This is a genomic window from Variovorax soli (genome assembly GCF_031454625.1).
Taxonomy (GTDB): domain Bacteria; phylum Pseudomonadota; class Gammaproteobacteria; order Burkholderiales; family Burkholderiaceae_C; genus Variovorax; species Variovorax soli_A.
In genome coordinates this window covers 84,562-108,536 of sequence record NZ_JAVDRF010000015.1, presented here as the reverse complement: position 1 = coordinate 108,536, position 23,975 = coordinate 84,562, and the positions used below count along the sequence as shown (strand labels likewise).

Here is a 23,975-nt window from a genome sequence, read left to right as displayed (position 1 = left end):
CCTTGCTGGGGCCCGCCGCATCGGACGGGGCGTTGAGAAAAGAACTACTTGCCGAGAAAGCCGGTGGAGAACCATGGCACCGCGGCCACGAGGACGAGGCCGACCATCAGTGCCACCAGGTAGCCCCAGATCGGGCGGATGCCTTCCACCGGGTCTACCTTGCCGATGGCGCAGGCCGCGTAGTAGCCGACGCCGAAAGGCGGCGCGAAGAGGCCCAGGCCCATCGCCAGGACCACCACCATTGCGTAGTGCACCTCGTGCACGCCCACCGCGCGGGCAATGGGGAACATCAACGGGCCGAAGAGCACGATGGCCGGGATGCCTTCCAGCACGCTGCCCAGCACGAGGAAGGCGACGACCGAGACCGCGATGAACCCGGCCTTGCCGCCTGGCATCGCCTCCATGGCCGCGGCCAGGTCGTGCGCGAAGCCCGACTGCGTCAGGCCCCAGGCCATGCCGGTCGCCGCACCGATGATGAAGATGATGGCGCCCGAAAGCGCAGCCGTCTCGATGAGCATCGGCAGGAGGCGCTTGACGTCGAACTGGCGGTACAGGAGCAAGCCTGCCAGCACCGAGTAGGCGATGCCGATGGTCGACACCTCGGTGGCAGTGGCCACCCCCTCGACCACCGCAGCGCGGATGACGAAGGGCAGGGCAACCGCCGGCAGCGCATAGACGAAGGCCTTGCCGATTGCACGGCCGCTGGCGCGCTCCACGCCCGAGAGGTCTTCGTGCCGGTAGCGCCACCATACGACGGTGCACAGCGCCACCCCCAGCACCAGGCCCGGCACGAGGCCGCCGGTGAACAGCGCCGCGATCGACACGCCGGTCACCGAGCCGATGGTGATGAGCACAATCGACGGCGGAATGGTCTCGGTCTGCGCGCCGGTGGTGGAAAGCAGCGCCACCAGGTCGCCGGGTCTTGCGCCGCGCTTTTTCATCTCGGGGAACAGCACCGGCGCGATGGCTGCCATGTCCGCCGCCTTCGAGCCGGAGATGCCGGAGACCAGGTACATGCCGCCGATCAGCACATAGCTCAGGCCGCCCCGCACATGGCCTAGCAGGCTGGCGAGGAACTGCACCATCGCCTTGGCCATGCCGGTCATCTCGATCAGGAGGCCCAGGAACACGAACAGCGGCACCGCCAGGAGGATGAGGTGCGACATGCCCTCGTCCATGCGACCCACCAACACCAGCATCGGCGTCTTCGTCGTCAGCGCGAGAAAACCGAAGGTGGCCAGGGCGAAGGAAAAGGCGATCGGTACGCCGGCGAACACGCAGGCTCCGACCACACCGCCGAAGAAGATCAGCAGGTTGAGCTTGCCCAAGGGCACGAGCATCGGGGCCATCCACCAGAAGGCGCCGCACAGCACGCCGACCAGCACCAGCGCGGCGAGCGTGCGGCCCGCCGTGCTCACTCGCAACAGGCGAAGCAGGCTCACCAGCACCATCAGTCCCACGCCCACCGGCAGCGCCGAGGCGCGCCAGGCATTGCTGATTTCCAGCGCGGGCGTGACGACGATGGCCTCCTCCGAGGCGTACTCGAAGGCGGGATGCGCGACGAGCAGCAGGAAGGCCAGCGAGGCGGCCAGCGCCAGCACATCGAGGAAGGCGCGCGTGTCGGGCGACGCCTTGGCGACGAAGGCAGTCATCCGCATGTGCTCGCCGCGGCGGAGTGCCACCACCGCGCCCAGCATCGACATCCACAGGAACATGATCCCGGCCAGTTCATCGGACCAGACCAGCGGTGAATGGAACACGTAGCGCGACACCACGCCCGCCAGTAGCACCACGATGTCGGCCAGCACCAGCCCCGCCGCCGGGAGCTCGGTGAGCCGGCCCAGCCAGCGGTCCAGCGTGTCCACGCCGGCGCGCCAGCCGGTGGACGCTGCCAGTCCCTGCTCACGCGCGCCGTGCATGCCCAGGGTGGGGGCTGCGCTCATGTCAGGACACCTTGCCGGCCGTGGCTTCGAGCAGGCTCCACGCTTCGCCGCCGAACTTGTTCTTCCATTCGGAATAGAAGCCGGACTTCTGCAACTGTGCGCGGAAGCTGTCGGGCGCGGCGGTGTTGAAGGCCATGCCCTTGGCTGCGAGGTCCGCCTGCAGCGATTCATTCAGCTTGCGCAGGTCTTCGCGCTGCTGCAGACCGCCTTCGTTGAAGGCACGCGAAACGATGGTCTTCAGGTCGTCGGGCAGGCTCTTCCAGGCGCGGCCGTTGACCACCAGGTGGTAGCCGTCCCAGCTATGGTTCGTGACCGAGCAGAACTTCTGCACCTCGTACAGCTTGGCCGTCTGCACGATGGCCAGCGGGTTCTCCTGCGCATCCACCACCTTGGTCTGCAGGGCGGAGTACACCTCGGAGAATTGCAGGCTGGTGGGCGAGGCGCCGAGCGACTTGAACAGGGAAATGCCCATGGGGCTCACCGGCACGCGGATCTTCAGCCCCTCCAGATCGGCTGCCGTCTTGATGGGCTTGGTGCTGGTGGTGATCTGACGGAAGCCGTTGTCCCACATCTTGTCGAAGGTGTAGAGGCCGACCTTGGCGAAGGCGGCGCGGATCGCGTCTCCGAGCTTGCCGTCGACCGCGCTCCAGACCTGCTCGTAGTGGGAGAAGGCGAAGCCAACGGCGGTGATGGCGCTGATGGGCGCCAAGGTGGCGATCACCATGGTGCCGGGGTTGAAGATCTCCAGCCCGCCGCTGCGGACCTGCGCCAGCATGTCGGTGTCCCCGCCAAGCTGGTTGTTGGGGAAGACCTTGATCTCCATGCGCCCCTTGCTCTCGCTGGCGATGCGGACCGCCACCTCATTGGCGCGCACGTTCAGCGGATGGGTCACCGGCAGGTTGTTGCCGAACTTGAAGCTGAACTCCGGCGCGGCATGGGCCAGGCGCGGCAAAGCGCCGACCAGGCCGGCGGCGGGCAGCGCGGAAAAGCTGCGCAGCAGGCTGCGGCGGCTGAAGAGGGGCGATTGGCTCATGTCTTTGTCTCCTGTCTGTGAGGTCTGCCGTCGATGAAGAGGCCGGCGCGTGATGTTGTGGGCTGATGGTGCCCGCCGCCGGGGGAAGATAGGGCGGCCGGGCACCAGGCGCAAACCGCAAGTCTGATGGGTTTTGATGGATCTCGCAGCAGGGCGCGCTCAGTTGCAGCGCACATGCATGCCACCGTCCACCAGCAGCTCCACCCCGTTGATATAGCGCGCCTCGTCGGAAGCGAGGAACACCGCCGCGTTCGCCACGTCCCAGCCGTCGCCCATTCGCCCGGTGGGAGAAAGGCGGTGGCGGGCGGCCACCATCTCTTCAGTGCTCTGGTAGAAGCCCGAGATCTGGTTGTAGATGTGCGGCGTGTCCATCACGCCCGGAAGAATGCAGTTGGCCCGGATGCCCTTGGCCGCGTATTGCAGCGCCACGCTCTGGGTGAGCGAGTTCACCGCGCCCTTGGAGGCGGCGTAGGCGCAGTAGGCGTAGCCCGTCCAGCGCACGCCGCCCAGCGCACCGATGTTGACGATAGCCCCTCGGCGCTGCGCCTCCATCAGCGGCAGCACCGCCTTGCAGGTGAGGAACATGCTCTTCACATTCACCGTCATCACTCGGTCCCAGGTCTCTTCGGTGGTTTCCACCGGGCCGCCTTGGGAGGTGATGCCGACATTGTTGTGCAGGATGTCGACGTGGCCATAGCTCTCCAGCGCCACCCCCACGGCGTGCTGCACCTGGTCATAGGCGGTCACGTCCGCCGCCACGGCCTGCGCAGCAAAGCCTTCGCCGCGGATCAGGTCGGAGGTGGCCTGGGCCAGCGCCGCGTCCCGGTCGACCGCGACGACCTTGGCGCCGTGACGCGCATAGGCCACCGCGGCTGCCTTGCCGTTGCCCCATCCCTCGCCGGCCGCGCCGGCGCCGAACACGAGGGCGACGCGGCCCTTCAGTCTTTCGCTTGTCGTCTCCATCAATGCTCCAGATGCCTTCTGTTTTGCTGCGGCAGGGCTTGTCGCGAGCTGGGTGCTTACGATAGGCTCGCTGCCCGCGTGGCCCAAGCCAGCGTGCTGATGGTTTTTGATTGATTGATGGAGACGACCTAACGATGACGCGCAGCCTTCCGGGCCTAGCCGATGTGGCGCGCCTCGCCGGCGTGTCCACTGCCACGGTGGACCGAGTGCTGCACCGCCGCCCGGGCGTGCGGCAGGCCACGGTACAGCGGGTGGTGCAGGCGGCCGCGCAGCTCGACTACTTGCCGCGCCACGAGTTGCACGCCACGCTCGCGCCCGAGCCCATGCAGCTGCTGTTCGTCCTGCCCGATCGCAGCAGCCGGTTCCTGCGCATGCTGGGCGAATGGGTGGGCTACTCGCAGGAGCACTGGGCGCCCTTCAATGTCAACTGCAAGACCGCCTTCATCGAGAGCTTCGACCCGGAAGCGCTGGCCTCCCTGTTGCGCCGGCGCGGCCGGCGGGTGGATGGCGTGGCCTTCATGGCCCTGGAACACCCTGTGGTTCGCGAAGCCGTCGACCGACTGGCCGAGCATGGTGTGCCCTCGATCACGCTGGTGTCGGACCTGTCGCACTCCAGGCGAGTGGCGTACGTGGGCTTGGACAATCGTGCGGCCGGCCGCACCGCGGCCTACCTCATCGGCCGATTCCTCGGCCCGTCGCGACGCGCGAAGGTGGCGATGATCGCCGGGTCACTCAGCTACCGCGCGCACGAGGAGCGCGAGGCCGGTTTCATGCAGCTCCTGGCCGAGCAATATCCGCAGCTGCAGGTGCTTGGCCTGCGCGAGGGCTACGACGACGAGCGCACCAACTATCGCACCACACTGGCGTTGCTGGAGCAGCACAGGGACCTGGCCGCCATCTACAACATCGGCGGCGGCGCCGAAGGCGTAGGCCGCGGCCTGAAAGAGAGCGGACAGGAGCACCGCGTGGTCTTCATCGGCCACGGCCTTACCCCCGACACTCGCGCCCTGCTGATCGACGGTACGATGGACGCGGTCATCAATCAGAGCCCGCAAAGCGCCATACTTACTTGCGTGCGCATCTTCACCAACCTGCGCGACAGGCGCGACATGATGTCCGGGGTGGAGGCCACTCGAAGCCAGGTGATCTTCAGGGAAAACCTACCCTGATCAAGGTTAGCGGAGGTACCGCGTGGGCGATCGGGAATTGCCAGAGGGCGGCAGCAAGGGTTGCCTCGAGCGCGCATAGGAGAGCATCACATTCCTGGGGGTGTGCGGTGCAGTCTTCTTGCTCCCTGCCTATGCTGCGAGCGGCACCTGATCCTCAGCGCCGAAACCTGGGTGCCACCTCTCGAAGGACGTGTGCAACTCGTCATTCAGCACCTGCGTGGGTTCTGTCGCGATAAGCCGATTGAGGCGAGTTGATGCCGGAATCGGTCCGGGTCAATGGACGGCGAGACTGTCGAAGTGGTCGGCATGTGTAAATGCCAGGTCACCGGGGCAGCGCAACTGCCCCTTCTTGATCATGTGCATGGTCTCGATGCCAGCGATCAGGCGGCCAGCACAGTGAAAGGACTTGAATCCCATCATGAGCGCCCCACCGGGTGCTTGCGCCGACGAAACACCTTGGCCAATACGGGCAGCATCTTCAATGACCAGCGGTGGACGGTGGCGTGGTCGACCAGCACACCGCGCTCTGCCATCATCTCTTCAAGGTTGCGCAAGCTCAACTGATACGCCGCGTACCAGCGAACGCACACCAGCATGAGTTCAAGCGGAAAATGCAGCCGCTTAATCACCCCTCGCAGAGTCGAGTTCTGAAGTTGGACGTGCAGCCGGTACCATGGCTGCATTTTGGCAGCGCGGCTTATCGCGACAGAGCCCTGAATGCTGCCGTTATCAGCCAAGGTGTTTCATTGGCGCAAGCACGCGGTGGGGCGCTCGGCGATACCTCGAAATTCAATTTCGTCAGCAGGCATGTCAACTTGCAATCGCCGGACGCCCTCTGCGACTCACGCAGCTTCTATGCTGAACTTCCAGCCTGCCTTTTCGAGTTCCGATCGCAGAGCCTGACGCTGCGCTGGCGTGCGCGCCTGCAGAGGGGGGCAGGTACGCGCCCATTCGGGATCGTCATAGCGCAGAGCCAGCGCAGCCTTCACGCTCGACACGAGCGCCTCCTTGGCCAATACGCTGCGCTGTGCCGCCGCACGCGCGGCGGCTGTGCGGCCTTCGTCGCGGCCCTGCAGGCGCCAGGCGATCTGAGCGTCGGCGGCCGTGAGATTGGTGGTGGCCGAGATGCAGCCGGCGAAGCCCTCCTGCGTCGCGTCGCACAGCGTTGCCTCGGAACTCGGGAACACGTCGAAGCCGGGCACGGCCTTCACCACTGCGCGCGAGTAGGCCAGCTCGCCCGAGCTGTCCTTGATGCCTGCCAGCAGGCCGGCGTGTTGCCTGGCCAGTACAGCCACCGTTTCGATCGGCCAGGGCACGTTGGTGTTCTGGGGGATGTGATAGAGGTAAAGCGCGAGCGCTCCGGGCTTGAGCCGCTCAACGAGGGCATCGACATACCCCAGCAACGCCGTGCCGTCGGGGCCCGGGTAGAAGAAGGGCGGCAGCACCAGCGCACCGGCGAAGCCAAGGTCGGCAGCGGCCTGCGTCAACACCGCACTGTCGTCCAGCGCGCACACGCCTGTACCTACCATGAAGCGCTCCATCGGTAGGCCCGCGTCCTTGACGCTCTGCATCACGGCGAGGCGCTGGCGGACGCTGAATGAGGTGGCCTCGCCGGTGGTGCCCAGCAGGTTGATGGCATCGCAGCCTTCCTCGAGCAGGCGGCGCAGATGCGGCAGCAGGCGCGCGATGTCCGGCGAGAAATCAGGATGTACGGGCGTGGCGGCGGCGGCGATGACGCCGCGGAGGCGGGACGTGGTCACGGTGGGTCTCCGGAAGGAATGAAGAAGGGGCAATGCGGTCAGAAGCAGTAGCGTCGCGCGGGGTCGTCGGCCAGAGATGCACGCGCTGGGCGTGCGCGGAATCCGCTCCGGGCAGCGCCGGTGGCGCCACGCAGTCCGGCTCGATCGATGGCAGCGCGTTCATTCCCTCGGGCCGCGCCCGGGCACCAGGAAGTCGAAATCGCAGCCCTCGTCGGCCTGCAACACGCTGCGGTGGAACAGTGCTGCGTAGCCACGATCGGGCACCGGCGCGGCGGCCGCTGGAGGCGCCGCGCCCGCGGCCTCGCGGCGACGCGCCAGCTCGGCATCGTCCACCAGCAGGTCGATGCGGCGCCCGATCACGTCGAGCGCGATGCGGTCGCCGTTCTGCACCAGGCCAAGCGGTCCTCCGGCCGCAGATTCGGGCGAGATGTGCAGCACGATGGTGCCGAAGGCGGTGCCGCTCATGCGTGCGTCGGAGATGCGCACCATGTCCTTCACGCCCTGCGTCGCGAGCTTGCGCGGGATGGGCAGATAGCCGGCCTCCGGCATGCCCGGCGCGCCGCGCGGGCCGGCATTGCGCAGCACCAGTACGTCGTCCGCTGTCACGTCCAGCTCGGGATGATCGATGCGCTCGGTGAGGTCCTCGACCGACTCGAACACCACCGCGCGGCCGGTATGCCGCATCAGTGCGGGCGATGCCGCGGACTGCTTGATGATCGCGCCGCGCGGCGCTAGGTTGCCCTGCAACACCGCCATGCTGCCCATCGCCTTTATCGGCGATGTGCGAGGCCGGATCACTGTCTGGCCGGGCACGTCCTCCGCGGTCGCCATGTAGTCGCGCAGCGTGCCCCCCGTCACCGTGGGTGTGTTGAGGTCGAGCAGGTTTTGGAGCTCCCGCATCAGGCGCGGCACCCCGCCGGCCCAATGGAAATGCTCCATGTAGTGGTCGCCCGAGGGCTTCAGATCGACCAGCACCGGCACGTCGCGGCCGAGCTGGTCGAAGACATCGAGATCGATCTTCAAGCCGAGCCGGCCAGCCGCGGCCGTCAAGTGGATGAGGCCGTTCGTCGAGCCGCCGATCGCCTGCATCACGATCAGTGCGTTGCGAAATGCCGCCTCCGTCATCAGCGCCGATGGCTTGGGTCCGCCGTTCTTTGCCATGGCGGCGGCGAACATGCCGCTCGCCTCGGCCGAACGCAGCCGGTCGGCGTGGGTGGCGGGGATGGTGGCCGAGCGGGGCAGGGCTAGGCCCATGGCTTCGACCATGCAGGCCATGGTGCTGGCCGTGCCCATCACCATGCAGGTGCCAGGCGTCGGTGCCAGGCGCTCGTTGATGAACTCGATCTGCTGTTCGTCGATGCGTCCGCCCCGGTGCTCGCCCCAGAGGCGCCGACAGTCGGTGCAGGCGCCGAGCTGCTCGCCTTTGTAGTGGCCGACCAGCATCGGCCCAACCGGCACGATCACCGTGGGTACGTCGGCCGACGCCGCCGCCATCATTTGCGCAGGGATGGTCTTGTCGCAGCCGCCGATGAGTACCACCGCATCCATCGGCTGGGCGCGCACCATCTCCTCGGTGTCCATCGCCATCAGGTTGCGCAGGAACATGCTCGTCGGATGTGCGAACGATTCGTGGATCGAGATCGTCGGGAACTCCATCGGCAGCGCGCCCGAGAGCATCACGCCGCGCTTGATTGCTTCCACCAGCTTCGGCACGTTGCCGTGGCATGCGTTGTAGTCGCTGAAGGTGTTAGCAATGCCCACGATCGGGCGCGACAGCGCGTCGTCCGACAAGCCCATGGCCTTGATGAAGGCCTTGCGAAGGAAGAGCGAGAAATCCGGGTCGCCGTAGGAGGTCAATCCTTTGCGCATGCCTTGGGTCATGAGAGGTCCTGTGAACGATGTTGCGGTCCGGGATGGAGAGCCACAGCGATCAAAGTATCAATAATGTGGATAGATATGTCAATAATGTATGCGGCGCTGCGGCTTCTATGGAAACGTTCGCCCGGGTAAACCCCTGAACAATGTCGCCGACAGCATACGTATTATTGACAATATGCCGAGCATTCTTGCGTGAAGCGGCGCATCCCGGGTCTGGTCCCGGATCCATCCACAGGAGACACTCATGACGGTTTACCCATGCGCGAAGGCCCTGGCAGGCCTGCGTACCGCCCGCCGAACTGCAGCGGCGATCGTCCTGGCCGGTACGGCCGTCGCGCTGGTCGGCACGCCCGCTATTGCGCAGCAGCAGACCCTCACCATGTGGAGCCACTGGCCGGACGAAGCCTCCAAGCGCGGCTTCATCGAGGAGCGCGTCAAGCAGTTCGAAGCGGCCACGCCGCAGTGCAAGGTGAATCTGCAGTTCGTGCAGAAGGCCGACCTCTACACCTCGGTGAAGACCTCGGTGCGCACCGGCCAGGCGCCAGACATCTTCTGGCTCGAACCCGACGAGATCGCGTTCGCGAAAGGCGGCTACCTCGAGCCGCTGGACAACTACATCAACCTTGCCAACCTGGAGGATTGGGCCAAGCGCTCGTGGACCTGGAACGGCAAGGTCTACGCGATGCCGCAGGAGGCCTACTCGGTGGAGCTCTACTACAACCGCGACCTCATGAAGAAGATCGGCGTGACCCCGCCGGCCGGCATGCAGATGACGCAGGCGCAGTTCACCGACATGGTCAAGCGATCGGTCGCGGCAGGCGTCACGCCGACCGCCACAGGCGTGGGCGACCGGCCCTATCCGGGAGCCTATTTCCTGCAGGAAGTGCTGCTGCGCAAGCTGGGCACCGAGGACTACGAGAAGCTGCTGACAGGCAGGCTGCCGTTCCAGGATCCGCGCGTGATCGAGGCCATGACCTGGGTCAAGCAGCTGGTTGACGCGGGCATGTTCCCCAAGAGCATGGCGACGATGAAGCTCGGCGAGTCGCACTACTACTTCCACACGAACCCGGGCGCGCTGATGTTCCCGATCGCGAGCTGGTACACCGGCCGCGCGTTCGTTGCACCGGAGAAGGGCGGGCAGCCGAAGGATTTCGCGCTGGGCCTCATGAAGTACCCGGCGATGGACGGCAGCAAGTGCCCGGAGTGCAAGACGCTGGCAGTCGGCGGCAGCTACGTGATGTATTCGCGCAGCAAGAACAAGGAATGCGCGGGCAAGATGCTTTCTTCGCTGGCCACCGTCGAAAACGGCAACAAGTGGATGGAGAGCGTGCTGCTGCAGACCGGCGTGAAGACGGATCCTTCGCGCATCACCAGCATCTATGCGCCGTACTTCAAGGAGCTGCAGGAGCGCGGCGCCGGCGCCAAGTACTTCATCGGCACGCCGCTGCACTACATGAGCGGCAAGTGCGGCGACACCTTCGCGCAGGTGCTCAACCGGGCCTTTCCCGGTGGGTTGGTGAGCGTCAGCGACGCGGCGACGCAGATGGATGCGGCCTGCAAGGCTGCATCCTGACGCGGGCGCAAGGGGAGTCTGCGGCGTGAGCAGTCCTTCTTCATCCAGTGCCGTGGCGGCGATACGCCGCACCCTTGGCGGGTGGCTCGCTGCTCCCGAGGCCGACTCGCGGCGCGCGTCGCTGCCGACGGTGATGCTGTTCCTCGCCCCGGCACTGATCGTCTATGCGGGCCTGACGGCCTACCCAGTCTTGCGCACCTTCTACAACAGCTTCTTCAACGTCGCGGACCTGGCCTCGTCGGAGTTTGTCGGCTTGGCACACTACGCCGAGGTATTCCGGGACAAGACCTTCTGGGCGGCCGTGCGCAACACGGCCATCTGGTCCGTCATAGGCCCGATTCTCGACGTGGTGGTGGGCCTGCTGCTCGCACTGTGCCTTTATGCGGGCGTGCCTTTTTCCCGCTTCCTGCGCGTCGCATGGTTCACGCCGGTGCTGCTGTCGTATGTCGTGGTCGGGATCATGTGGGTCTGGATCTACAACTACGACTGGGGGGTCGTCAACGGCATGCTGCGCGCGCTGGGGCTTGGGAGCTGGGCACAGGCCTGGCTGGGCGACACGCGCTTCGCGCTCGGCTCACTGGTCGTGACACACGCCTGGAAATGGGCCGGCTTCAACATGGTCGTGTGCCTGGCGGCGCTGCATTCGCTGCCCTCGGAGGTGCTCGAGGCGGCCGAGCTCGACAACTGCGGCTGGTGGCACAAGCTGACCGACATCATCGTGCCGATGCTGTGGCCGACGCTGCTGAACCTCTACATCCTGGCCTTCATCGGGAAGATGAAGGTTTTCGACCTGGTCTGGATCATGACCGAGGGCGGACCGGTCTGGTCGACCGAAACCGTTTCGACCTACGTCTACAAGCGGGCCTTCAACTGGAACACCTTCGACCTCGGTTATCCCTCGGCCATCGCGGTCGTGTGGTTCTTCGTGGTGGTCGGCTTCGTCGTCTTCTTCAACGTGCTGTTCCGCCGCCGTGAGCGCATGGAGTACTAGGCCCATGACCGCATCCTCACTCGCTTCGCCGCTGCAAGTCGCACAGCGCGACTCGCTCCCGATTGTCCTCTCGCGCATGCTGCGCAATGGCGGCCTCATGGCCGGCGTGGTGCTCTATACGCTTTACTCGGCGCTGCCCTTCCTGTGGATCGGCACGATGTCGGTGCGCACCACCTCGGAGATCAGCGCCAACCACTTCGCCTGGCCCGAGACTTTCCACTGGGAGAAGTTCCGCATCGCATGGGTCGATTCCAACTTCGCGCAGTACTTCTGGAACAGCACCCTCATCGTGGTGTCGGCCGTCGCAATCGTCACGCTGCTGGGCGCCGCTGCGGCGCATTGCCTGGCGCGCTACAACTTCCGCGGCAACCGGCTGGTCTATTTCATCCTGTTCAGCTCCATCGTGTTTCCGCCCCAGATCATCCTGATCTCGCTGTTCCAGGTGCTCGTGGAGTACGACCTCTACAACTCGCGCCTCGGCCTGATGATCGTGTACGTGAGCCTGCAGCTGCCGCTGACCGTGTATCTGCTGGAGGGATTTTTCGCGCGCATTCCCCAGGATCTGTTCGATGCCGCCAAGATGGACGGCTACTCCGACTTCGAGATCTTCTGGCGCATCGTGCTGCCCGTGGGCATGCCTGCCATCGCGACCACGATCATCCTGAACTTCATCCAGCTCTGGAACGAGTTCCTCTTCGCCGTGGTGTTGCTCAGTGACCAGAGTTCGCGCACGCTGCCCATCGGCATCCGTGCCTACATGGGCGACTACTTCCAGGACATCGGGATGATCGCCACCGGAATGATGATCGCCGTCATTCCGGTGGTGGTGCTCTACGCCTTTTTCTCCGAGAAGCTGATCCAGGGAATGACGGCTGGCGCCGTCAAGTAGCGCGCCCCTGATCGCCCCGCCTCCAAACACCTTGACTGGAATACGACCGTGGCAGCCGTCCATCTTCAAAACATCTTCAAGCGATACAAGGGCACCATGCAGCCGGCCGTCGATGACGTCTCACTGAGTGTGCGCGACGGCGAGTTCATGGTGTTGCTCGGCCCATCGGGCTGCGGCAAGTCGACCACGTTGCGCATGATCGCCGGCCTCGAGTCGATCAGCGAAGGTTCCCTCGCCATTGATGCCCGGAAGGTCAACGAGGTGCCCGCGAAGGATCGCGACATCGCCATGGTATTCCAGTCGTATGCGCTCTACCCGCACATGACGGTCGCCGACAACCTGTCCTTCGGTCTTCGTCGCCGCAATGTCGATGGCCGGCAAATCGCCGCGCGCGTGAAGTCCGCGGCCGATATCCTGGGTCTGGACGAGTTGCTGGCGCGCAAGCCCGCGGCTCTCTCGGGCGGGCAGCGCCAGCGCGTGGCGCTGGGCCGCGCAATCGTGCGCGAGCCCAAGGTGTTCCTGTTCGATGAGCCGCTCTCCAACCTCGATGCTGCGTTGCGCGTGAACACGCGCAACGAACTCGTGAGATTGCACCATCGGCTCAACGCCACCATGATCTACGTCACGCATGACCAGGTCGAGGCGATGACCATGGGCCAGCGCATCTGCGTCATGAACAAGGGCAAGGTCGCGCAGATCGGCAAACCGCTGGAGGTTTATCGGGCCCCGGCCGACGCCTTCGTCGCACGCTTCCTCGGCAACCCGCCTATGAACATTCTGCGGGCCGGCATCGCGCAGCGCGAGGGCTGTCGAGTCGCGACCCTGGGCGGTAGCGAGCTTTCGCTCGCACGCTGGGCCGATGCGGCGCTGCCGCCGAGCGGCGACATTCTGGTGGGCGTGCGGCCGGAAGAGTTGCAGCTGCACGAGGCGCGCGAAGACTGCGCCACGCTGCGCGGGGTCGTCTCTGCGATCGAACCGCTTGGCGCCGAGACGCTGCTCATGGTGGCGCTTGATGGCGGCGCCGGGGACGTAATGGCGCGCCTGCACCGCAACATCGCCGGCTGCATCGGCGATCCGGTGGGCCTGAGCGTGCCGAGCGAGGCGCTCTACCTGTTCGACGCCGTCACCGACAAGGCGATTCCCGCGACTGACGTGCGCGCGGCGTGAAGATGCGCGACGCGACGCTGCCCTTGCGGGTCGGCCTGGTCGGAGCCGGCTGGGTCACCGCGCACCACCTCGCCGGCTGGCGCTCGCTGCAGGGGAGGGCGACTGTGGTGGCCATCGCCGACCCGAACCAGGCGAACGCACGAGCACGGGCCCGCGAATTCGGCATCGCGCAGGTCTTCGCCAGTGCCCAGCAGATGTTCGAGCAGACGCCACTCGATGCGGTCGACGTGGCGGCGCCGCGGGAGTTTCATGCGGCGATCGTGCGTGAGGCGGCGCGCCACGGATTGGCCGTGCTGTGCCAGAAGCCACTGGCCCCCACGCTGCCCGAGGCTCGGGTGCTGGCCGAAGAAGTGGCACCGCAGTGCCGGCTCATGGTGCACGAGAACTGGCGCTTTCGCCCTTACTACCGCGACCTCGCGCGTTGGCTGGCCGACGGCCGGATCGGCGACGTGTTGCAGGCCAGTATGACGCTGTTGACTTCGGGTTTGCTGCCGGACGAGGCCGGCCGGCTGCCGGCGCTGGAGCGCCAGCCTTTCATCGCGGGACTCGAACGCGCGCTGGTGACGGAGATCCTGATCCACCACATCGATACGCTGCGCTTCCTGCTCGGCGAACTCACGCTCGTGCATGCCCGGCTCGGCCGCGCCAGCCCGGCGATGCGCGGCGAGGATCGCGCATTTTTGTCTTTCGAGACCGCATCGCTGGCTCCGGTCGCGTTGCTGGCCAATCTGGCCGTGCATGGCCGCATGCCTGTGCAGGCCGATCGGCTGACGCTGGTCGGCACGACTGGCACGATCGAGTTGGAAGGCGACACGCTGCGCTGCTTCGGCGCCCAACCTGCCGAGCTACCATATGACATGCCCGCGTGCTACTTGGCTTCCTATGCGGCCACGATCTCGCATTTCGTCGATGGCGTGCGCAGCGGCCGTGCCTTCGAGACCGAGCCGGCCGACAACCTGCGCACGCTGGCGCTCGTTGAGGAGGCGTATCAACGCGGGGGCTGCTGAAGGAACGAATGACGACCGAAGAGCTTATCGACAGACCCGTGGGATTCGCCGCGGCCGAACCGGCCGACATCGCCAAGGTGCTGGGCGAAGACATCATCTTCGGACGGCTTGCCCCTGGCGCGCGCTTGACAGAAGACACGCTGATCGCGCGCTTCAACGTGACGCGCCATTTCGTGCGCCAGGCACTGGCCGAGCTCGAACGCACCGGCATCGTGGTGCGCGAGAAGAACAAGGGTGTCGCGGTACGCTCGCTGAGCCCGCGCGAGGTGAGCCAGATCTACGAAGTGCGTGAGCTGCTGCAGCGCCAGGCAGCGCTGCGCATCCCGCTGCCAGCGCCGGCAGCCGTGATCGAGCACCTGGAGCGCCTGCACGCGGAATATGGCGAACACCTGCGGGTGCGAAACTTCAGCGGCGTGCACGAAGCCAACGACGCCTTTCATCTGACGATGTTCGCTGCCTGTGGCAACCCCTACCTGGTCGACTCGATCAAGCACTACATGTGGCTGAGCCTGCCGGTGCGCGCCAAGAAAACCGCCGACTACGCGCATGCTCAGGCATCGGAGCGCGACCACTTCATGATCATTCAACTGCTCAAGGGGACCGACAGCTGGGCACTCGCGCAGCTTTGCGTGGACCATTTGCAAGGTGCAAAGAATGATTACCTGCGCAAGCTCAGCGAAGCGCCGTCAGGTCACTGAGAGGCTTCGCGGCGTGGGTGAAGAAGCCGGCCGAATCCAAGCGCGCCTGGGACTACCACAAGGTCGTTGCCACCGTCCCTGCGGGGCGATGCATCGTATTCGTGTCTCTAGCGCGAAGCCGTTACTTCCCCGTTTGGTCGCGCCGTCATGTAAGCCAGCGCGCTGCCCACCAGGACACGCAGGCCAATGCGCAACGCCCTTTCATCGATGACGAATTCGGGAGAATGATTGGGCGCGCCGGGCTTGTCGCCGAAGGGCGAGGCATTCAGATTCCAGAACACCACCGGTCGGTTCTTGCCGAAGGAGCCGAAGTCCTCCGAGCCCATGCGAGGCCCCACTTCGCGCGCCTGCAGGCCGGGGGCGGCGGCCGCCTCGAGTCCCTTCACCACTAACTGAGTGGCGCCGGGGTCGCTCACCAGCACCTCGTAGCCGGTGTCGATGTCTACCTTGGCCGTGAGGCCGTGCTGCTCGGCAATCTTCTGCGCCTTCAGGCGAATGTTCTCGTGCGCCACCTTCTGGTTTCTGGCCGACAGCGAGCGCACCGTGCCGGCGATCTCCGCTGTCTCTGGCAGGATGTTCACACGGTTGCCGCTCTGCAGCATGCCGACGGTGACCACGGTGGGGCCGTCGAGCGGGTCGATGCGATGGCTCACGATGTTCTGCAACGCTAGCACGATCTCGGCCGCGGCCACCGTCGGTTCCTTCGCGGCCCAGGGCGAGGAGCCGTGGCCGCCCTGGCCCCTGAGCGAGATCCTGAACACGTCCCGCTGGCCATCAGGCTGCCGCGCCGGTAGCCGATGCCCAGTGGACCGCCGGCATTGATGTGCTGGCCCATCACCACATCTACCCTCGGGTTGTCCAGCACGCCGGCCTGCACCATCGCCGGTGCGCCGCTCGGGATCGGCCCCGGACCCTGTTCCTCGGCCGGCTGGAACAGGAAGACCACAGTGCCGGGCAGCTCGGCGCGCATGTCCGAGAGCGCCTGCGCGGCGCCCAGCAGCATCGCAACGTGGGTGTCGTGGCCGCAGGCGTGCGAGACCGGGACCTCCTTGCCAAGCCAATCGGCCTTGGCGGTGGACTTGAAGGGAAGGTCGTTGCGCTCCTCCACTGGCAGCGCGTCCACAAGAAAATTGCCTCTTGATGGCGACGAACGATCACCAGGCCATCGGCGCCTGGCTCGCCTCCAAGAGTCCGGACAGCGTTGCCGGCAACCTGTCGTCGACCCAGCGCTCGTACCGCAAGGAAGCCGAACGTCTTCTGCTCTGGTCGATCCTGGAGCGCAAGAAGGCGCTCTCTTCGCTGGCAGCGGAAGACGCCGCCGCGTACCAGGGCTTCCTCGTGGATCCGCCCCCGGCCTGGTGCGGACCCCGGCATCACCAGCGCTGGTCGCCGATGTGGCGGCCGCTCGAAGGGCCGCTGACGCCGGTTGCGCTGCGGCAGTCGCTGATTATCCTGAAGAGCTTGTTTGCTTTCCTGATGCGCCAGCGCTATGTGATGGGCAGTCCGTTCGCAGCCGTCGCATTGCCGCCGGATCCGCGGCGGCCATTGGGCTCAAGCCGCACCCTGACCTTTGCGCAATGGGACCACATCGACACCTTGCTGCAGGACCATGCCGACACGGAACCGGGGCGGCGGCTTCGGCGCGGCATGCGCTGGCTCTACGCGACCGGGCTGCGCGTTGCAGAAATCACGAGCGTCCGATGCGAGGACCTGAAGCAGGTCGCATACAAGACGGCCGATGGAACGATGGCGAGCGGCTGGCTGCTGTCTGTGACCGGCAGGGGCGGCCGCAGCCGGGAGGTGCCGGTGCCGGCGGAGCTGGTCGAGGAATTGGGCGACGAGCTGGCGCGCCATGGCTTCGAGCGACAGGTCGGTGCCATCAGCAACCAGGGCGTCCCCGTGATGGCGCGCTTCGATTCGGCGCTCGAACGGCCGCCGGGGTGGTCGGCGTCGGGGCTGTACCAGGCGATCAAGGCCTTCCTCGCGCAGGCCGCCGCCCGCCTCGAGGGCGTGGACGCGCAGCAGCTGCGAAAGGCCAGCACGCACTGGCTCAGGCACACGCATGGCTCGCACGCGCTGCAGGGCAGGGAAGGGCAGACCCCCGTGTCGATCGAGGTGGTGCAGAACAACCTGGGGCATGTGTCGATCGGCACGACGTCGATGTACTTCACGACCGACGAGAGGAAGAAGGCGATGCGGGGGTTCTGGGGCGTCCCGCGCAGTGAGGCGAAAAAGGCCGTCGCGCCGAGCGAGGGCAACACCGGTTCCTGAGGGAACCTCGCAAATCTCTGGAGGGCCAGCGCACATTGGCTGCAGGGCATGGATGGCGCCGCAGCCGTTGAGGCTGTGGATTTGGACAGCATTGCACCCGCGGTAACGGAGAGCGACTCGGCGAAGTGCTCTCACACGCATGGGGCGCATGCGCTGCGGGAGTGGGAAGGGCGCATCGTGCGGGTGTGCGATACCGGCGTATCTCACCGATCTGGGCAAGGAACGCTATGGCCATCAACCGGGTCGGACGCCATTGGCGTCTTCCTGACACGCGTCGTCGCCGATCAGGCCAGGGAGCGGCACGCGATCGGCATGGGGCCGGCCGATGATCTGCAGGCCCATCGGCGCCCCCGCGCGTCGAAGCCCGCCGGCACGCGGATCGCCGGCAGGGCCGCCATCGTCGCGCCGAAGACGACCTCCATCCAGCGGTTGTAGGTGTCCGTGCGGCGGCCGCGGACCTGCTGCGGCGAGGTGAGCTCCGCGTCGAAGGGGAACACCGCGCGCTCGGCAGGGCCCGCAGGTCGTGCTGGTCGAAGAGCGCGCAGATCGCGGTGTACCAGGCCGAGCGGTCCGCCGCCGCGCGGTAGATCGCCTGCGGCGAGGCGCTCTCGCCCTGGTTGACCACCCAGGACCGCCTCGGGCTTCAGCAGGTCGCTCAGTTCGGGATCGCCATGGATCGGACGGGCTCGATGAGCAAGCGTTCTATGTCCATTGTCGGTCGTTTCGCCCAAGGCTTACGGCATGGAACGCTACCTGGTTGTGCCGTCGCGCCATCCCCCTGCCAAAGACTGACGGGGCTCGCGCTGGAGGAACTGGCGCTGTGGCCTTAGGCAATTGGTCGAATTCGCCGCCGGCCGAGATCCGCCCCAAAGATGGTGTCCCGCCAGGATCCCAGATCGACTAAACTAACTGGCCTTAGTCCAAAGCGCCAACGCAACATCTGTCATGCAGACGATCAATATCCATGAAGCCAAGACGCACCTGTCACGCATCGTCGAGCGCGCGGCGCGGGGTGAGTCTTTCGTGATCGCCAAGGCGGGCAAACCAATGGTCAAGGTCGTGCCGCTCGATGCGCCGGCCCCTTCGCCGCCCAAGCGGCTTGGGTTTCTTGCCGGCCAGGTGCAGGTGCCGGACGACTTCGACACCATGGGTTCGGCCGAGATTGAACAGCTGTTCGGCATCACGCCATGAGACTGCTTCTGGATACGCACCTGCTGCTATGGGCTGCGGGCACTCCGAAGCGGCTTTCGGCCTCGACGCGCAAAGCGATCGAGTCGCCCGACAACCATCTCTTCTTCAGTGTGGCGAGCATATGGGAGATCGTTATCAAGCGTGGATTGGAGCGGCCCGATTTTCAAGTCGATGCGCATCTCTTGCGGCGCGGCTTGCTGGATAACGGATATGCTGAACTGGCGATCACTGGCGAACATGCTCTGGCCATTCAAGCTTTGCCGCCCATCCATAAAGACCCGTTCGACCGCCTGCTGGTCGCTCAGGCCACCACTGAAGGCATGACGTTCTTGACCGCCGATGCGAACGTCGCACTCTATCCAGGTCCTATCCGCAAGGTATGAGTAAGAATTGGTTTCAGCGGAGTGGAGAAAGTCGGAAACCGCTGGACACCGACGACCGTCGAGCGAAATCCCGACGGATCTTGATCGGTTTGCTCCAGTTCTGCACTTTGGTGTGTCCTGCAGGAGAGTGACGGAGAACTCCTCCGGTGTGGTCGGCGTCGGGTCGATGAAATTGAAAGATCCAAAGTAACCGATCCTTTCGAGCGCACTCTCCGCTCGGAAATACCCACCGTCGCCACGCTCTGATGCCCCGTCATGGCCGTCCACGCAGAACACCGCGGCCAGAGCCGCGCTGCCCACCAGCGGCTTCACATCCTCCGGACGCTCGGCGCCGGCCTGGTTCGTTTTGGAGTGAGCGAGCGTATAGAGATATGACTTCACGCTCTCTCCACCAATGCGCCGCAGGTTCTCGAGCTACGGTACCTCGGTCGGTCGCTAGCAGATGAAACGAGAAGGACGGAACGGCGTCGGGTCGAAGGCACAGGCTTCCCCGGCCATCATGGATGCCAACAGGGAGGCGGTGCCAGGGCCGGTGCTGAAGCCGATGTGCTGGTGGCCGAACGCGAGCCATAGGCCAGGATGCCGAGGGCATTCGCCGATGATCGGCCGGCTGTCAGGAAGGGTGGGCCGGCTTCCAAGCCAGGCTTCCGCATCTAACCGGCTGTCCAAGGGAAAGGCTTCCCGTGCAGAGCGCTCGGCGAGTTCGAGTTGGACCAGGTCCTTGGGCGCACCGCGCGCGGCGAGCTGCACGCCGGTGGACAAGCGCAAGCCATGCTCCATGGGAGACAGCACATAACCTCCGCCGGTGTCGTAGATCGGACGCCTCAGAGCGGCGCTGCCGGCCGCGCGATAGTGCATGTGATAACCGCGCTCGAATGCCATCGGCACCGACAGGCCGAGCGACTTTTTGGCGAACTCCTTGGTCCACGGCCCCAATGCGAGCACAACCCGCGAAGCCTGATGGACGAATCCGCTCTCCTCGGCGATCTGCCAGGCGTCGTCCGTACGCGGGCGGCCAATTCCGCCGATGAGCGCTTGCTTGATTCGTCCTCCGCGGGAGACGAACAGCTTTGCGTATGCTTCCACCACCCGGCCTGGGCTGTCCACGGAGAACGTGTCCTTGATCCAGAGCGCGCGAGGGAACAGAGGCTTCAGATCGGGCTCGAGCTGCGACAGCGCATGCGCATCGAGCGTTTGTGTCGAGATCCCGAACTTGTCGAAGGTGTCGCGAGAAAGCTGGCTGCCGGCGAAGCCTTGTTCGCTGCGATAGAGGAACAGCCAGCCGTTGGTGCGGAGCCGATGCGCGATGCCTGCCTCGACCAGCAACCGTTGATGTTCCTTCGTCGAGAGTCGGATCAACGCGTCGAGCGCCGCGGTGGTCTCTTGGAAACTGCCGGTCCGCGCGCGGGAGAGAAAGCCCAGCGCCCAGGGCAGATTCCTCGCCAGAAACAGCGGGTCGTAGCGGAAACTCGCCGAATCGTTTTTCAGCAGCTTCGGAAGCGCCGCCCACAGCCCGGGATTGTTGAAGGGCATCAACGAGCTGCGCGCGATGACGCCGGCGTTTCCGTAAGAGGTCTCCTGACCCGGCGCCAAGCGATCGAAGACCGTGACGTCGTGGCCCCGCCGCTGCAGCTCGAGCGCACACGACACGCCAATGATCCCGGCGCCCAGAACCGCAACAGTGTTGTGCATCCGGCGCAGGATCAAACGAAGGTGATGCCCTGAGCCAGGGGGAGCTCCCTCGAATAGTTGATCGTGTTCGTGGTGCGGCGCATGTACTGCTTCCATGCGTCAGAGCCGCTCTCGCGGTCGCCTCCGGTCTCCTTCTCGCCTCCGAAGGCCCCGCCGATCTCCGCGCCACTCGGCCCGATGTTGACGTTGGCCATCCCGCAGTCCGACCCGGCGGCGGAGATGAAGGTCTCGACCTCGCGCATGTCGTTCGAGAAGATGCATGACGACAGGCCTTGCGGCACGTCGTTGTGCACTTCGATCGCGTTGTCGAAGTCGTCGTAGGTCAGCACATAGAGCAGGGGCGCGAACGTCTCATGACGCACGATGGCAGTCTGCTCTGGCATCTCGACGATGGCCGGATGCACGTAGAACCCTTTCGGAAACTCCGCTTCGAGCGCGCGCTCTCCGCCAATCAACACCTTGCCGCCTTGTTCCTGGGCGGCCCTGATCGACTTCTGCATGGCGTCGTAAGCATCTTCATCGATCAGCGGGCCGACCAGGGTGCCGGATGTCAAGGGATTCCCGATGCGCAGGGTCGAGTAGGCTTTCAGCAATTTCTGCAGGAGCTCGTCCTTGACGGCGCGATGCACGATCAGGCGGCGCAGCGATGTGCAGCGTTGGCCCGCGGTGCCGACAGCGCCGAACAGGATGGCACGCAACGCCATGTCAAGGTCTGCCGCGGGCGTGACGACCATGGCGTTGTTGCCGCCAAGTTCAAGGATGCGCTTGCCAAACCGGCTGGCGACCTTCGGACCGACGGCACGACCCATGCGCGTGGATCCGGTCGCCGAGACGAGCGGAATCGACGAGCTGTCGACCAGGGCTTCGGCCAGTGGCGCCTTTCCGATCACGATCTGGGCCAGTCCTTCAGGCGCCTTGTCGCCAAAGCGGGCGATCGCGCGCTCGAGCGCCTTGAATGTGGCGATGCCTGACAGCGGCGCCTTCTCCGACGGCTTGAAGATCACGGGGTCACCACACACCAGCGCGAGCGCCGCATTCCACGCGAACACCGCGCTCGGGAAGTTGAACGCAGTGATGATGGCCACCGGACCTAGGGGGTGATATTGCTCCATGATCCGGTGACCAGGCCGCTCGGACACGATGGTCTTGCCGCACAACTGTCGAGATTGGCCCAGCGCGAACTCGCAGATGTCGACGCCTTCCTGGACCTCGCCGAGACCTTCTTCGATGATCTTTCCGACCTCGATCGAGACGATGTAGCCGATATCCTGCTTGGCTTGGCGCAGCTCCTCGCCCCACAGGCGCACCAGCTCGCCGCGCACGGGGGCCGGCACGTTGCGCCACTTCAGGAAAGCGGCCTTGGACCTGGAGATGATCTCGTTCACCTGCGACGCAGGCGTCTCGTGCAGTCGGGCCAGCTCGGCGCCGTCGACGGGAGAGCGCACGGCCAGCGAGCCGCCTTGATGCTCACCCGGCTCGATGCCGCAGCGTTGGAAAGCGGACGACAGTTCACTCATGGGTTTCCTTGATTCGATGGCATCTGGGCGGGCCGTCAGGCCCATCCGAAAGTTTAAAGGTAGGCAACGTCCTCGGGCTGCAGCGCCAGGGGATCGAGGCCCTTCTTAGTGAGCCACGAATAGACCGGCGGCACACGGTCGGCAAGCGACTCCACGCGTATGTCCATGAGGCAAGGACCGTCGTATTCGAAAGCTTGGTCCAGCGCGGCAATCAGCTCGTCGGGTGTCGTCACGGTCCAGGCCTTGATGTCAAAGGCTTCGGCGATCGCTTGGCCGCGCGGGGGCAGGAAGTCGACGCCGAAGCACTCGTCGTGGCCCTTCAGGCGATGAAGCCCCTTGATCCAGCCGAAGCACCCGTTGTTGAAAAGCATCATGAGAGCGGGGACCTTCTTGCGCACCAACGTTTCGAGTTCGCCTACGGCCATGTTGAAGGACCCGTCGCCGAACATGCCGATCGGCCGCCTATTCTTGTCCGCGCACCAGGCACCGATCACCGCCGGGATGGCCGAACCCAGCCCACCGAATGCGCGGGGAATCACGAAACGGGTGCGGCGATCGCCGATGCGCAGGAAGCGGGTCATGTAAGGGGTCGGCGTTCCGGCGTCTGAGAGGATGTGCACAGCCTTGCCGTATTTCTCCAGGCGGTTGCTGAACTCGCGAACGACGCGCTCGGGGCGCAGCGGAACATCGTCCAGGGACAGCACCGACTCGGCATGGTCCCAGAAGTTCGAGCGGTATTCGTTCAGATGGTCGACCCACTCCTGATGCTTCGACGTGTCGAAGTCAACGAGGGTCTCTCTCAAGAGTTGCTGCAGGACGAGCTGGGCATCGCCGGCGATCGACAGCAGGTTCTCGTAGTTGTTCGCGAGACGCTCGGGGTTGATGTCGATCTGCACGACCCGCTTGTTCAGCGTCGACTTCGGGAAGGTCCATCCCACCGTGACCACGGAGCCCATGCGCGAGCCCACAAAGATGACCAGGTCGGACTCTTCGAGGGCGCGGTTGGCGTGCGGATGAAAGCCGTTATCGCCGATGACGCCGATGGCCAGAACATGATCGTCAGGCAAGGCGCCCTGACCCGTGATGGTGTTGACGACGGGAACGTTCAGCCTGACTGCGACCTCGGTGAGCGCGCTGCCGGCACAGGAACGGTTCACGCCTCCGCCCGCAACGAACAGCGGCCTGCGCGCGGCCTTCAACAGGCCGAACAGTTCGTCCAGTTTTCCGGGAGCGGGTGCCATCGGAAATGCAGGGAAGGTCTTGCACTCCGGCTCGGCGTGAAGGGAGATGGTGCTTGGATCGATGTCGGCGAGGAGCATGTCTTCAGGGATCTGCAGGTGCACGGCGCCGGGGGTGCCGGAACAAGCGACCCGGAATGCGCGCCGGATGATCTCCGGGAGCTTGTCCGCCGACTTGATCTGCACCGACATCTTCGTCACCGGTTCGAACAGCTTCGCGCAATCGAGCTCGGTGATCATGCCCCGGCCTTCGCCCGGCAGCGGCAGGTCGATCGTCAGAAGAATGACGGGCACCGAGGATGCATTCGACTCGGCGACCGGCGGCAGCGAGTACATCGCACCGGCGCCGGACGGGCATTCGAAGATGCCGGGCTTGTCGGTCAGGCGCGCATAGGCGTCGGCCATGTAGCCCGCGGAACGCTCGTCGCGCGCCATCACGTGTTCGATATCGCCCGCGCGGCGCTGGAGCGCCTCATAGAAGGGGACGTTCGTGTCGCCCGGGACGCCGAAGAGGACGTCGACGCCGTAGTTGATCAACATTTGCACGAGCACATCTGCACCACGCATAGGAAAGCTCCATTTTGGGATTGCGAAAGAGGGCGGCGGTGCCGG

General features: G+C 65.3%; 22 protein-coding genes and 1 pseudogene. 10 read left to right on the top strand and 13 right to left on the bottom strand.

Going from position 1 to position 23,975, the window contains the following annotated elements; all coding sequences use genetic code 11:
• Positions 1-44: 44 nt before the first annotated feature.
• The 3 genes from J2739_RS25340 to J2739_RS25330 all read right to left on the bottom strand — a co-directional run bounded on the left by J2739_RS25340 (position 45) and on the right by J2739_RS25330 (position 3,939).
• Entirely contained in the window at positions 45-1,919 is a 1,875-nt protein-coding gene (locus J2739_RS25340; RefSeq protein WP_309906891.1) for a TRAP transporter large permease, read from the bottom strand.
• Between the two features lie 25 nt (positions 1,920-1,944).
• A complete protein-coding gene (locus tag J2739_RS25335) occupies positions 1,945-2,976 on the bottom strand; it encodes a TRAP transporter substrate-binding protein (protein WP_309906849.1) in 1,032 nt (343 codons plus the stop codon).
• Between the two features lie 159 nt (positions 2,977-3,135).
• Positions 3,136-3,939 carry an SDR family NAD(P)-dependent oxidoreductase gene (locus J2739_RS25330; RefSeq protein ID WP_309906847.1) on the bottom strand — a complete coding sequence of 268 codons (804 nt, stop codon included), beginning with the start codon at positions 3,937-3,939 and terminating at the stop codon, positions 3,136-3,138.
• Between the two features lie 134 nt (positions 3,940-4,073).
• Between J2739_RS25330 and J2739_RS25325 the strand changes: the two genes are divergently transcribed.
• On the top strand, positions 4,074-5,108 hold the full coding sequence (locus J2739_RS25325) for a LacI family DNA-binding transcriptional regulator (RefSeq protein WP_309906845.1): 1,035 nt from the start codon (positions 4,074-4,076) through the stop codon (positions 5,106-5,108).
• Positions 5,109-5,381: 273 nt separating this feature from the next.
• On the opposite strand, the gene J2739_RS27945 is transcribed toward J2739_RS25325, so the two are convergent.
• From J2739_RS27945 to J2739_RS25310, 4 genes and pseudogenes are all read right to left on the bottom strand, one after another.
• Positions 5,382-5,528, bottom strand: coding sequence for a hypothetical protein (locus tag J2739_RS27945; RefSeq protein ID WP_405053947.1), 147 nt, complete (start codon positions 5,526-5,528; stop codon positions 5,382-5,384).
• Positions 5,528-5,791, bottom strand: a pseudogene (locus J2739_RS27940) (IS6 family transposase); the annotation flags it as partial. The gene J2739_RS27945 and the pseudogene J2739_RS27940, both read right to left, overlap by 1 nt.
• A 159-nt stretch (positions 5,792-5,950) precedes the next feature.
• Positions 5,951-6,868 (bottom strand): dihydrodipicolinate synthase family protein, encoded by a 918-nt coding sequence (locus tag J2739_RS25315; protein WP_309906843.1) that lies wholly within the window; start codon positions 6,866-6,868, stop codon positions 5,951-5,953.
• A gap of 159 nt (positions 6,869-7,027) precedes the next feature.
• Entirely contained in the window at positions 7,028-8,749 is a 1,722-nt protein-coding gene (locus J2739_RS25310) for an IlvD/Edd family dehydratase (protein WP_309906841.1), read from the bottom strand.
• Between the two features lie 241 nt (positions 8,750-8,990).
• Between J2739_RS25310 and J2739_RS25305 the strand changes: the two genes are divergently transcribed.
• Genes J2739_RS25305 through J2739_RS25280 form a run of 6 tightly spaced genes read left to right on the top strand, consistent with a single transcriptional unit; the run spans position 8,991 to position 15,071 of the window.
• Entirely contained in the window at positions 8,991-10,319 is a 1,329-nt protein-coding gene (locus J2739_RS25305; protein WP_309906838.1) for an ABC transporter substrate-binding protein, read from the top strand.
• A gap of 25 nt (positions 10,320-10,344) precedes the next feature.
• On the top strand, positions 10,345-11,310 hold the full coding sequence (locus J2739_RS25300; protein ID WP_309906836.1) for a carbohydrate ABC transporter permease: 966 nt from the start codon (positions 10,345-10,347) through the stop codon (positions 11,308-11,310).
• Between the two features lie 4 nt (positions 11,311-11,314).
• Positions 11,315-12,199 (top strand): carbohydrate ABC transporter permease, encoded by an 885-nt coding sequence (locus J2739_RS25295; RefSeq protein ID WP_309906834.1) that lies wholly within the window; start codon positions 11,315-11,317, stop codon positions 12,197-12,199.
• A gap of 48 nt (positions 12,200-12,247) precedes the next feature.
• Entirely contained in the window at positions 12,248-13,366 is a 1,119-nt protein-coding gene (locus tag J2739_RS25290; protein WP_309906833.1) for an ABC transporter ATP-binding protein, read from the top strand.
• 2 nt (positions 13,367-13,368) lie between these two features.
• Positions 13,369-14,373 carry a Gfo/Idh/MocA family protein gene (locus J2739_RS25285; RefSeq protein WP_309906889.1) on the top strand — a complete coding sequence of 335 codons (1,005 nt, stop codon included), beginning with the start codon at positions 13,369-13,371 and terminating at the stop codon, positions 14,371-14,373.
• A gap of 8 nt (positions 14,374-14,381) precedes the next feature.
• Positions 14,382-15,071, top strand: coding sequence for a GntR family transcriptional regulator (locus tag J2739_RS25280; RefSeq protein ID WP_309906831.1), 690 nt, complete (start codon positions 14,382-14,384; stop codon positions 15,069-15,071).
• Between the two features lie 107 nt (positions 15,072-15,178).
• Here the strand turns inward: J2739_RS25280 and J2739_RS25275 are convergent, their stop codons facing one another.
• Positions 15,179-15,832, bottom strand: a complete 654-nt coding sequence (locus tag J2739_RS25275) for a M20 metallopeptidase family protein (protein WP_309906829.1) — start codon at positions 15,830-15,832, stop codon at positions 15,179-15,181.
• Complete coding sequence (locus J2739_RS25270; protein WP_309906827.1) at positions 15,739-16,194, bottom strand: M20/M25/M40 family metallo-hydrolase; 456 nt, start codon at positions 16,192-16,194, stop codon at positions 15,739-15,741. The genes J2739_RS25275 and J2739_RS25270 overlap by 94 nt, the downstream gene beginning before the upstream one ends.
• Before the next feature lie 17 nt (positions 16,195-16,211).
• Here J2739_RS25270 and J2739_RS25265 point away from each other — a divergent pair, with 17 nt between their 5' ends.
• Entirely contained in the window at positions 16,212-17,342 is a 1,131-nt protein-coding gene (locus J2739_RS25265; RefSeq protein WP_309906825.1) for a tyrosine-type recombinase/integrase, read from the top strand.
• 284 nt (positions 17,343-17,626) lie between these two features.
• Here J2739_RS25265 and J2739_RS25260 read toward each other — a convergent pair whose 3' ends face one another.
• The gene (locus J2739_RS25260; protein WP_309906823.1) at positions 17,627-17,839 is read right to left on the bottom strand and encodes a hypothetical protein; all 213 of its coding nucleotides are present in this window, start codon (positions 17,837-17,839) and stop codon (positions 17,627-17,629) included.
• A 448-nt stretch (positions 17,840-18,287) separates the two neighbouring features.
• Between J2739_RS25260 and J2739_RS25255 the strand changes: the two genes are divergently transcribed.
• Together J2739_RS25255 and J2739_RS25250 are read left to right on the top strand one after the other, a co-directional pair.
• Positions 18,288-18,533, top strand: a complete 246-nt coding sequence (locus J2739_RS25255) for a type II toxin-antitoxin system Phd/YefM family antitoxin (protein WP_309906821.1) — start codon at positions 18,288-18,290, stop codon at positions 18,531-18,533.
• A complete protein-coding gene (locus J2739_RS25250; protein WP_309906819.1) occupies positions 18,530-18,916 on the top strand; it encodes a type II toxin-antitoxin system VapC family toxin in 387 nt (128 codons plus the stop codon). The genes J2739_RS25255 and J2739_RS25250 overlap by 4 nt, the downstream gene beginning before the upstream one ends.
• A gap of 435 nt (positions 18,917-19,351) precedes the next feature.
• On the opposite strand, the gene J2739_RS25245 is transcribed toward J2739_RS25250, so the two are convergent.
• The 3 genes from J2739_RS25245 to J2739_RS25235 are packed head-to-tail and all read right to left on the bottom strand — an operon-like array spanning position 19,352 to position 23,930.
• Positions 19,352-20,608 carry an NAD(P)/FAD-dependent oxidoreductase gene (locus J2739_RS25245; protein ID WP_309906887.1) on the bottom strand — a complete coding sequence of 419 codons (1,257 nt, stop codon included), beginning with the start codon at positions 20,606-20,608 and terminating at the stop codon, positions 19,352-19,354.
• Between the two features lie 11 nt (positions 20,609-20,619).
• Positions 20,620-22,125, bottom strand: a complete 1,506-nt coding sequence (amaB, locus tag J2739_RS25240) for an L-piperidine-6-carboxylate dehydrogenase (RefSeq protein WP_309906818.1) — start codon at positions 22,123-22,125, stop codon at positions 20,620-20,622.
• Positions 22,126-22,178: 53 nt separating this feature from the next.
• Entirely contained in the window at positions 22,179-23,930 is a 1,752-nt protein-coding gene (locus J2739_RS25235; protein ID WP_309906815.1) for a thiamine pyrophosphate-binding protein, read from the bottom strand.
• Positions 23,931-23,975: the final 45 nt, after the last annotated feature.

What these genes read in the sequence shown, in the direction of transcription:
- J2739_RS25235 (WP_309906815.1), bottom strand. Translation starts at nt 23,930, where the DNA reads ATGCGTGGTGCAGATGTGCTCGTGCAAATGTTGATCAACTACGGCGTC.
- amaB (WP_309906818.1), bottom strand. Translation starts at nt 22,125, where the DNA reads ATGAGTGAACTGTCGTCCGCTTTCCAACGCTGCGGCATCGAGCCGGGT.
- J2739_RS25330 (WP_309906847.1), bottom strand. Translation starts at nt 3,939, where the DNA reads ATGGAGACGACAAGCGAAAGACTGAAGGGCCGCGTCGCCCTCGTGTTC.
- J2739_RS27945 (WP_405053947.1), bottom strand. Translation starts at nt 5,528, where the DNA reads ATGATGGGATTCAAGTCCTTTCACTGTGCTGGCCGCCTGATCGCTGGC.
- J2739_RS25280 (WP_309906831.1), top strand. Translation starts at nt 14,382, where the DNA reads ATGACGACCGAAGAGCTTATCGACAGACCCGTGGGATTCGCCGCGGCC.
- J2739_RS25265 (WP_309906825.1), top strand. Translation starts at nt 16,212, where the DNA reads ATGGCGACGAACGATCACCAGGCCATCGGCGCCTGGCTCGCCTCCAAG.
- J2739_RS25340 (WP_309906891.1), bottom strand. Translation starts at nt 1,919, where the DNA reads ATGCACGGCGCGCGTGAGCAGGGACTGGCAGCGTCCACCGGCTGGCGC.
- J2739_RS25335 (WP_309906849.1), bottom strand. Translation starts at nt 2,976, where the DNA reads ATGAGCCAATCGCCCCTCTTCAGCCGCCGCAGCCTGCTGCGCAGCTTT.
- J2739_RS25245 (WP_309906887.1), bottom strand. Translation starts at nt 20,608, where the DNA reads ATGCACAACACTGTTGCGGTTCTGGGCGCCGGGATCATTGGCGTGTCG.
- J2739_RS25255 (WP_309906821.1), top strand. Translation starts at nt 18,288, where the DNA reads ATGCAGACGATCAATATCCATGAAGCCAAGACGCACCTGTCACGCATC.
- J2739_RS25310 (WP_309906841.1), bottom strand. Translation starts at nt 8,749, where the DNA reads ATGACCCAAGGCATGCGCAAAGGATTGACCTCCTACGGCGACCCGGAT.
- J2739_RS25305 (WP_309906838.1), top strand. Translation starts at nt 8,991, where the DNA reads ATGACGGTTTACCCATGCGCGAAGGCCCTGGCAGGCCTGCGTACCGCC.
- J2739_RS25325 (WP_309906845.1), top strand. Translation starts at nt 4,074, where the DNA reads ATGACGCGCAGCCTTCCGGGCCTAGCCGATGTGGCGCGCCTCGCCGGC.
- J2739_RS25250 (WP_309906819.1), top strand. Translation starts at nt 18,530, where the DNA reads ATGAGACTGCTTCTGGATACGCACCTGCTGCTATGGGCTGCGGGCACT.
- J2739_RS25285 (WP_309906889.1), top strand. Translation starts at nt 13,369, where the DNA reads ATGCGCGACGCGACGCTGCCCTTGCGGGTCGGCCTGGTCGGAGCCGGC.
- J2739_RS25295 (WP_309906834.1), top strand. Translation starts at nt 11,315, where the DNA reads ATGACCGCATCCTCACTCGCTTCGCCGCTGCAAGTCGCACAGCGCGAC.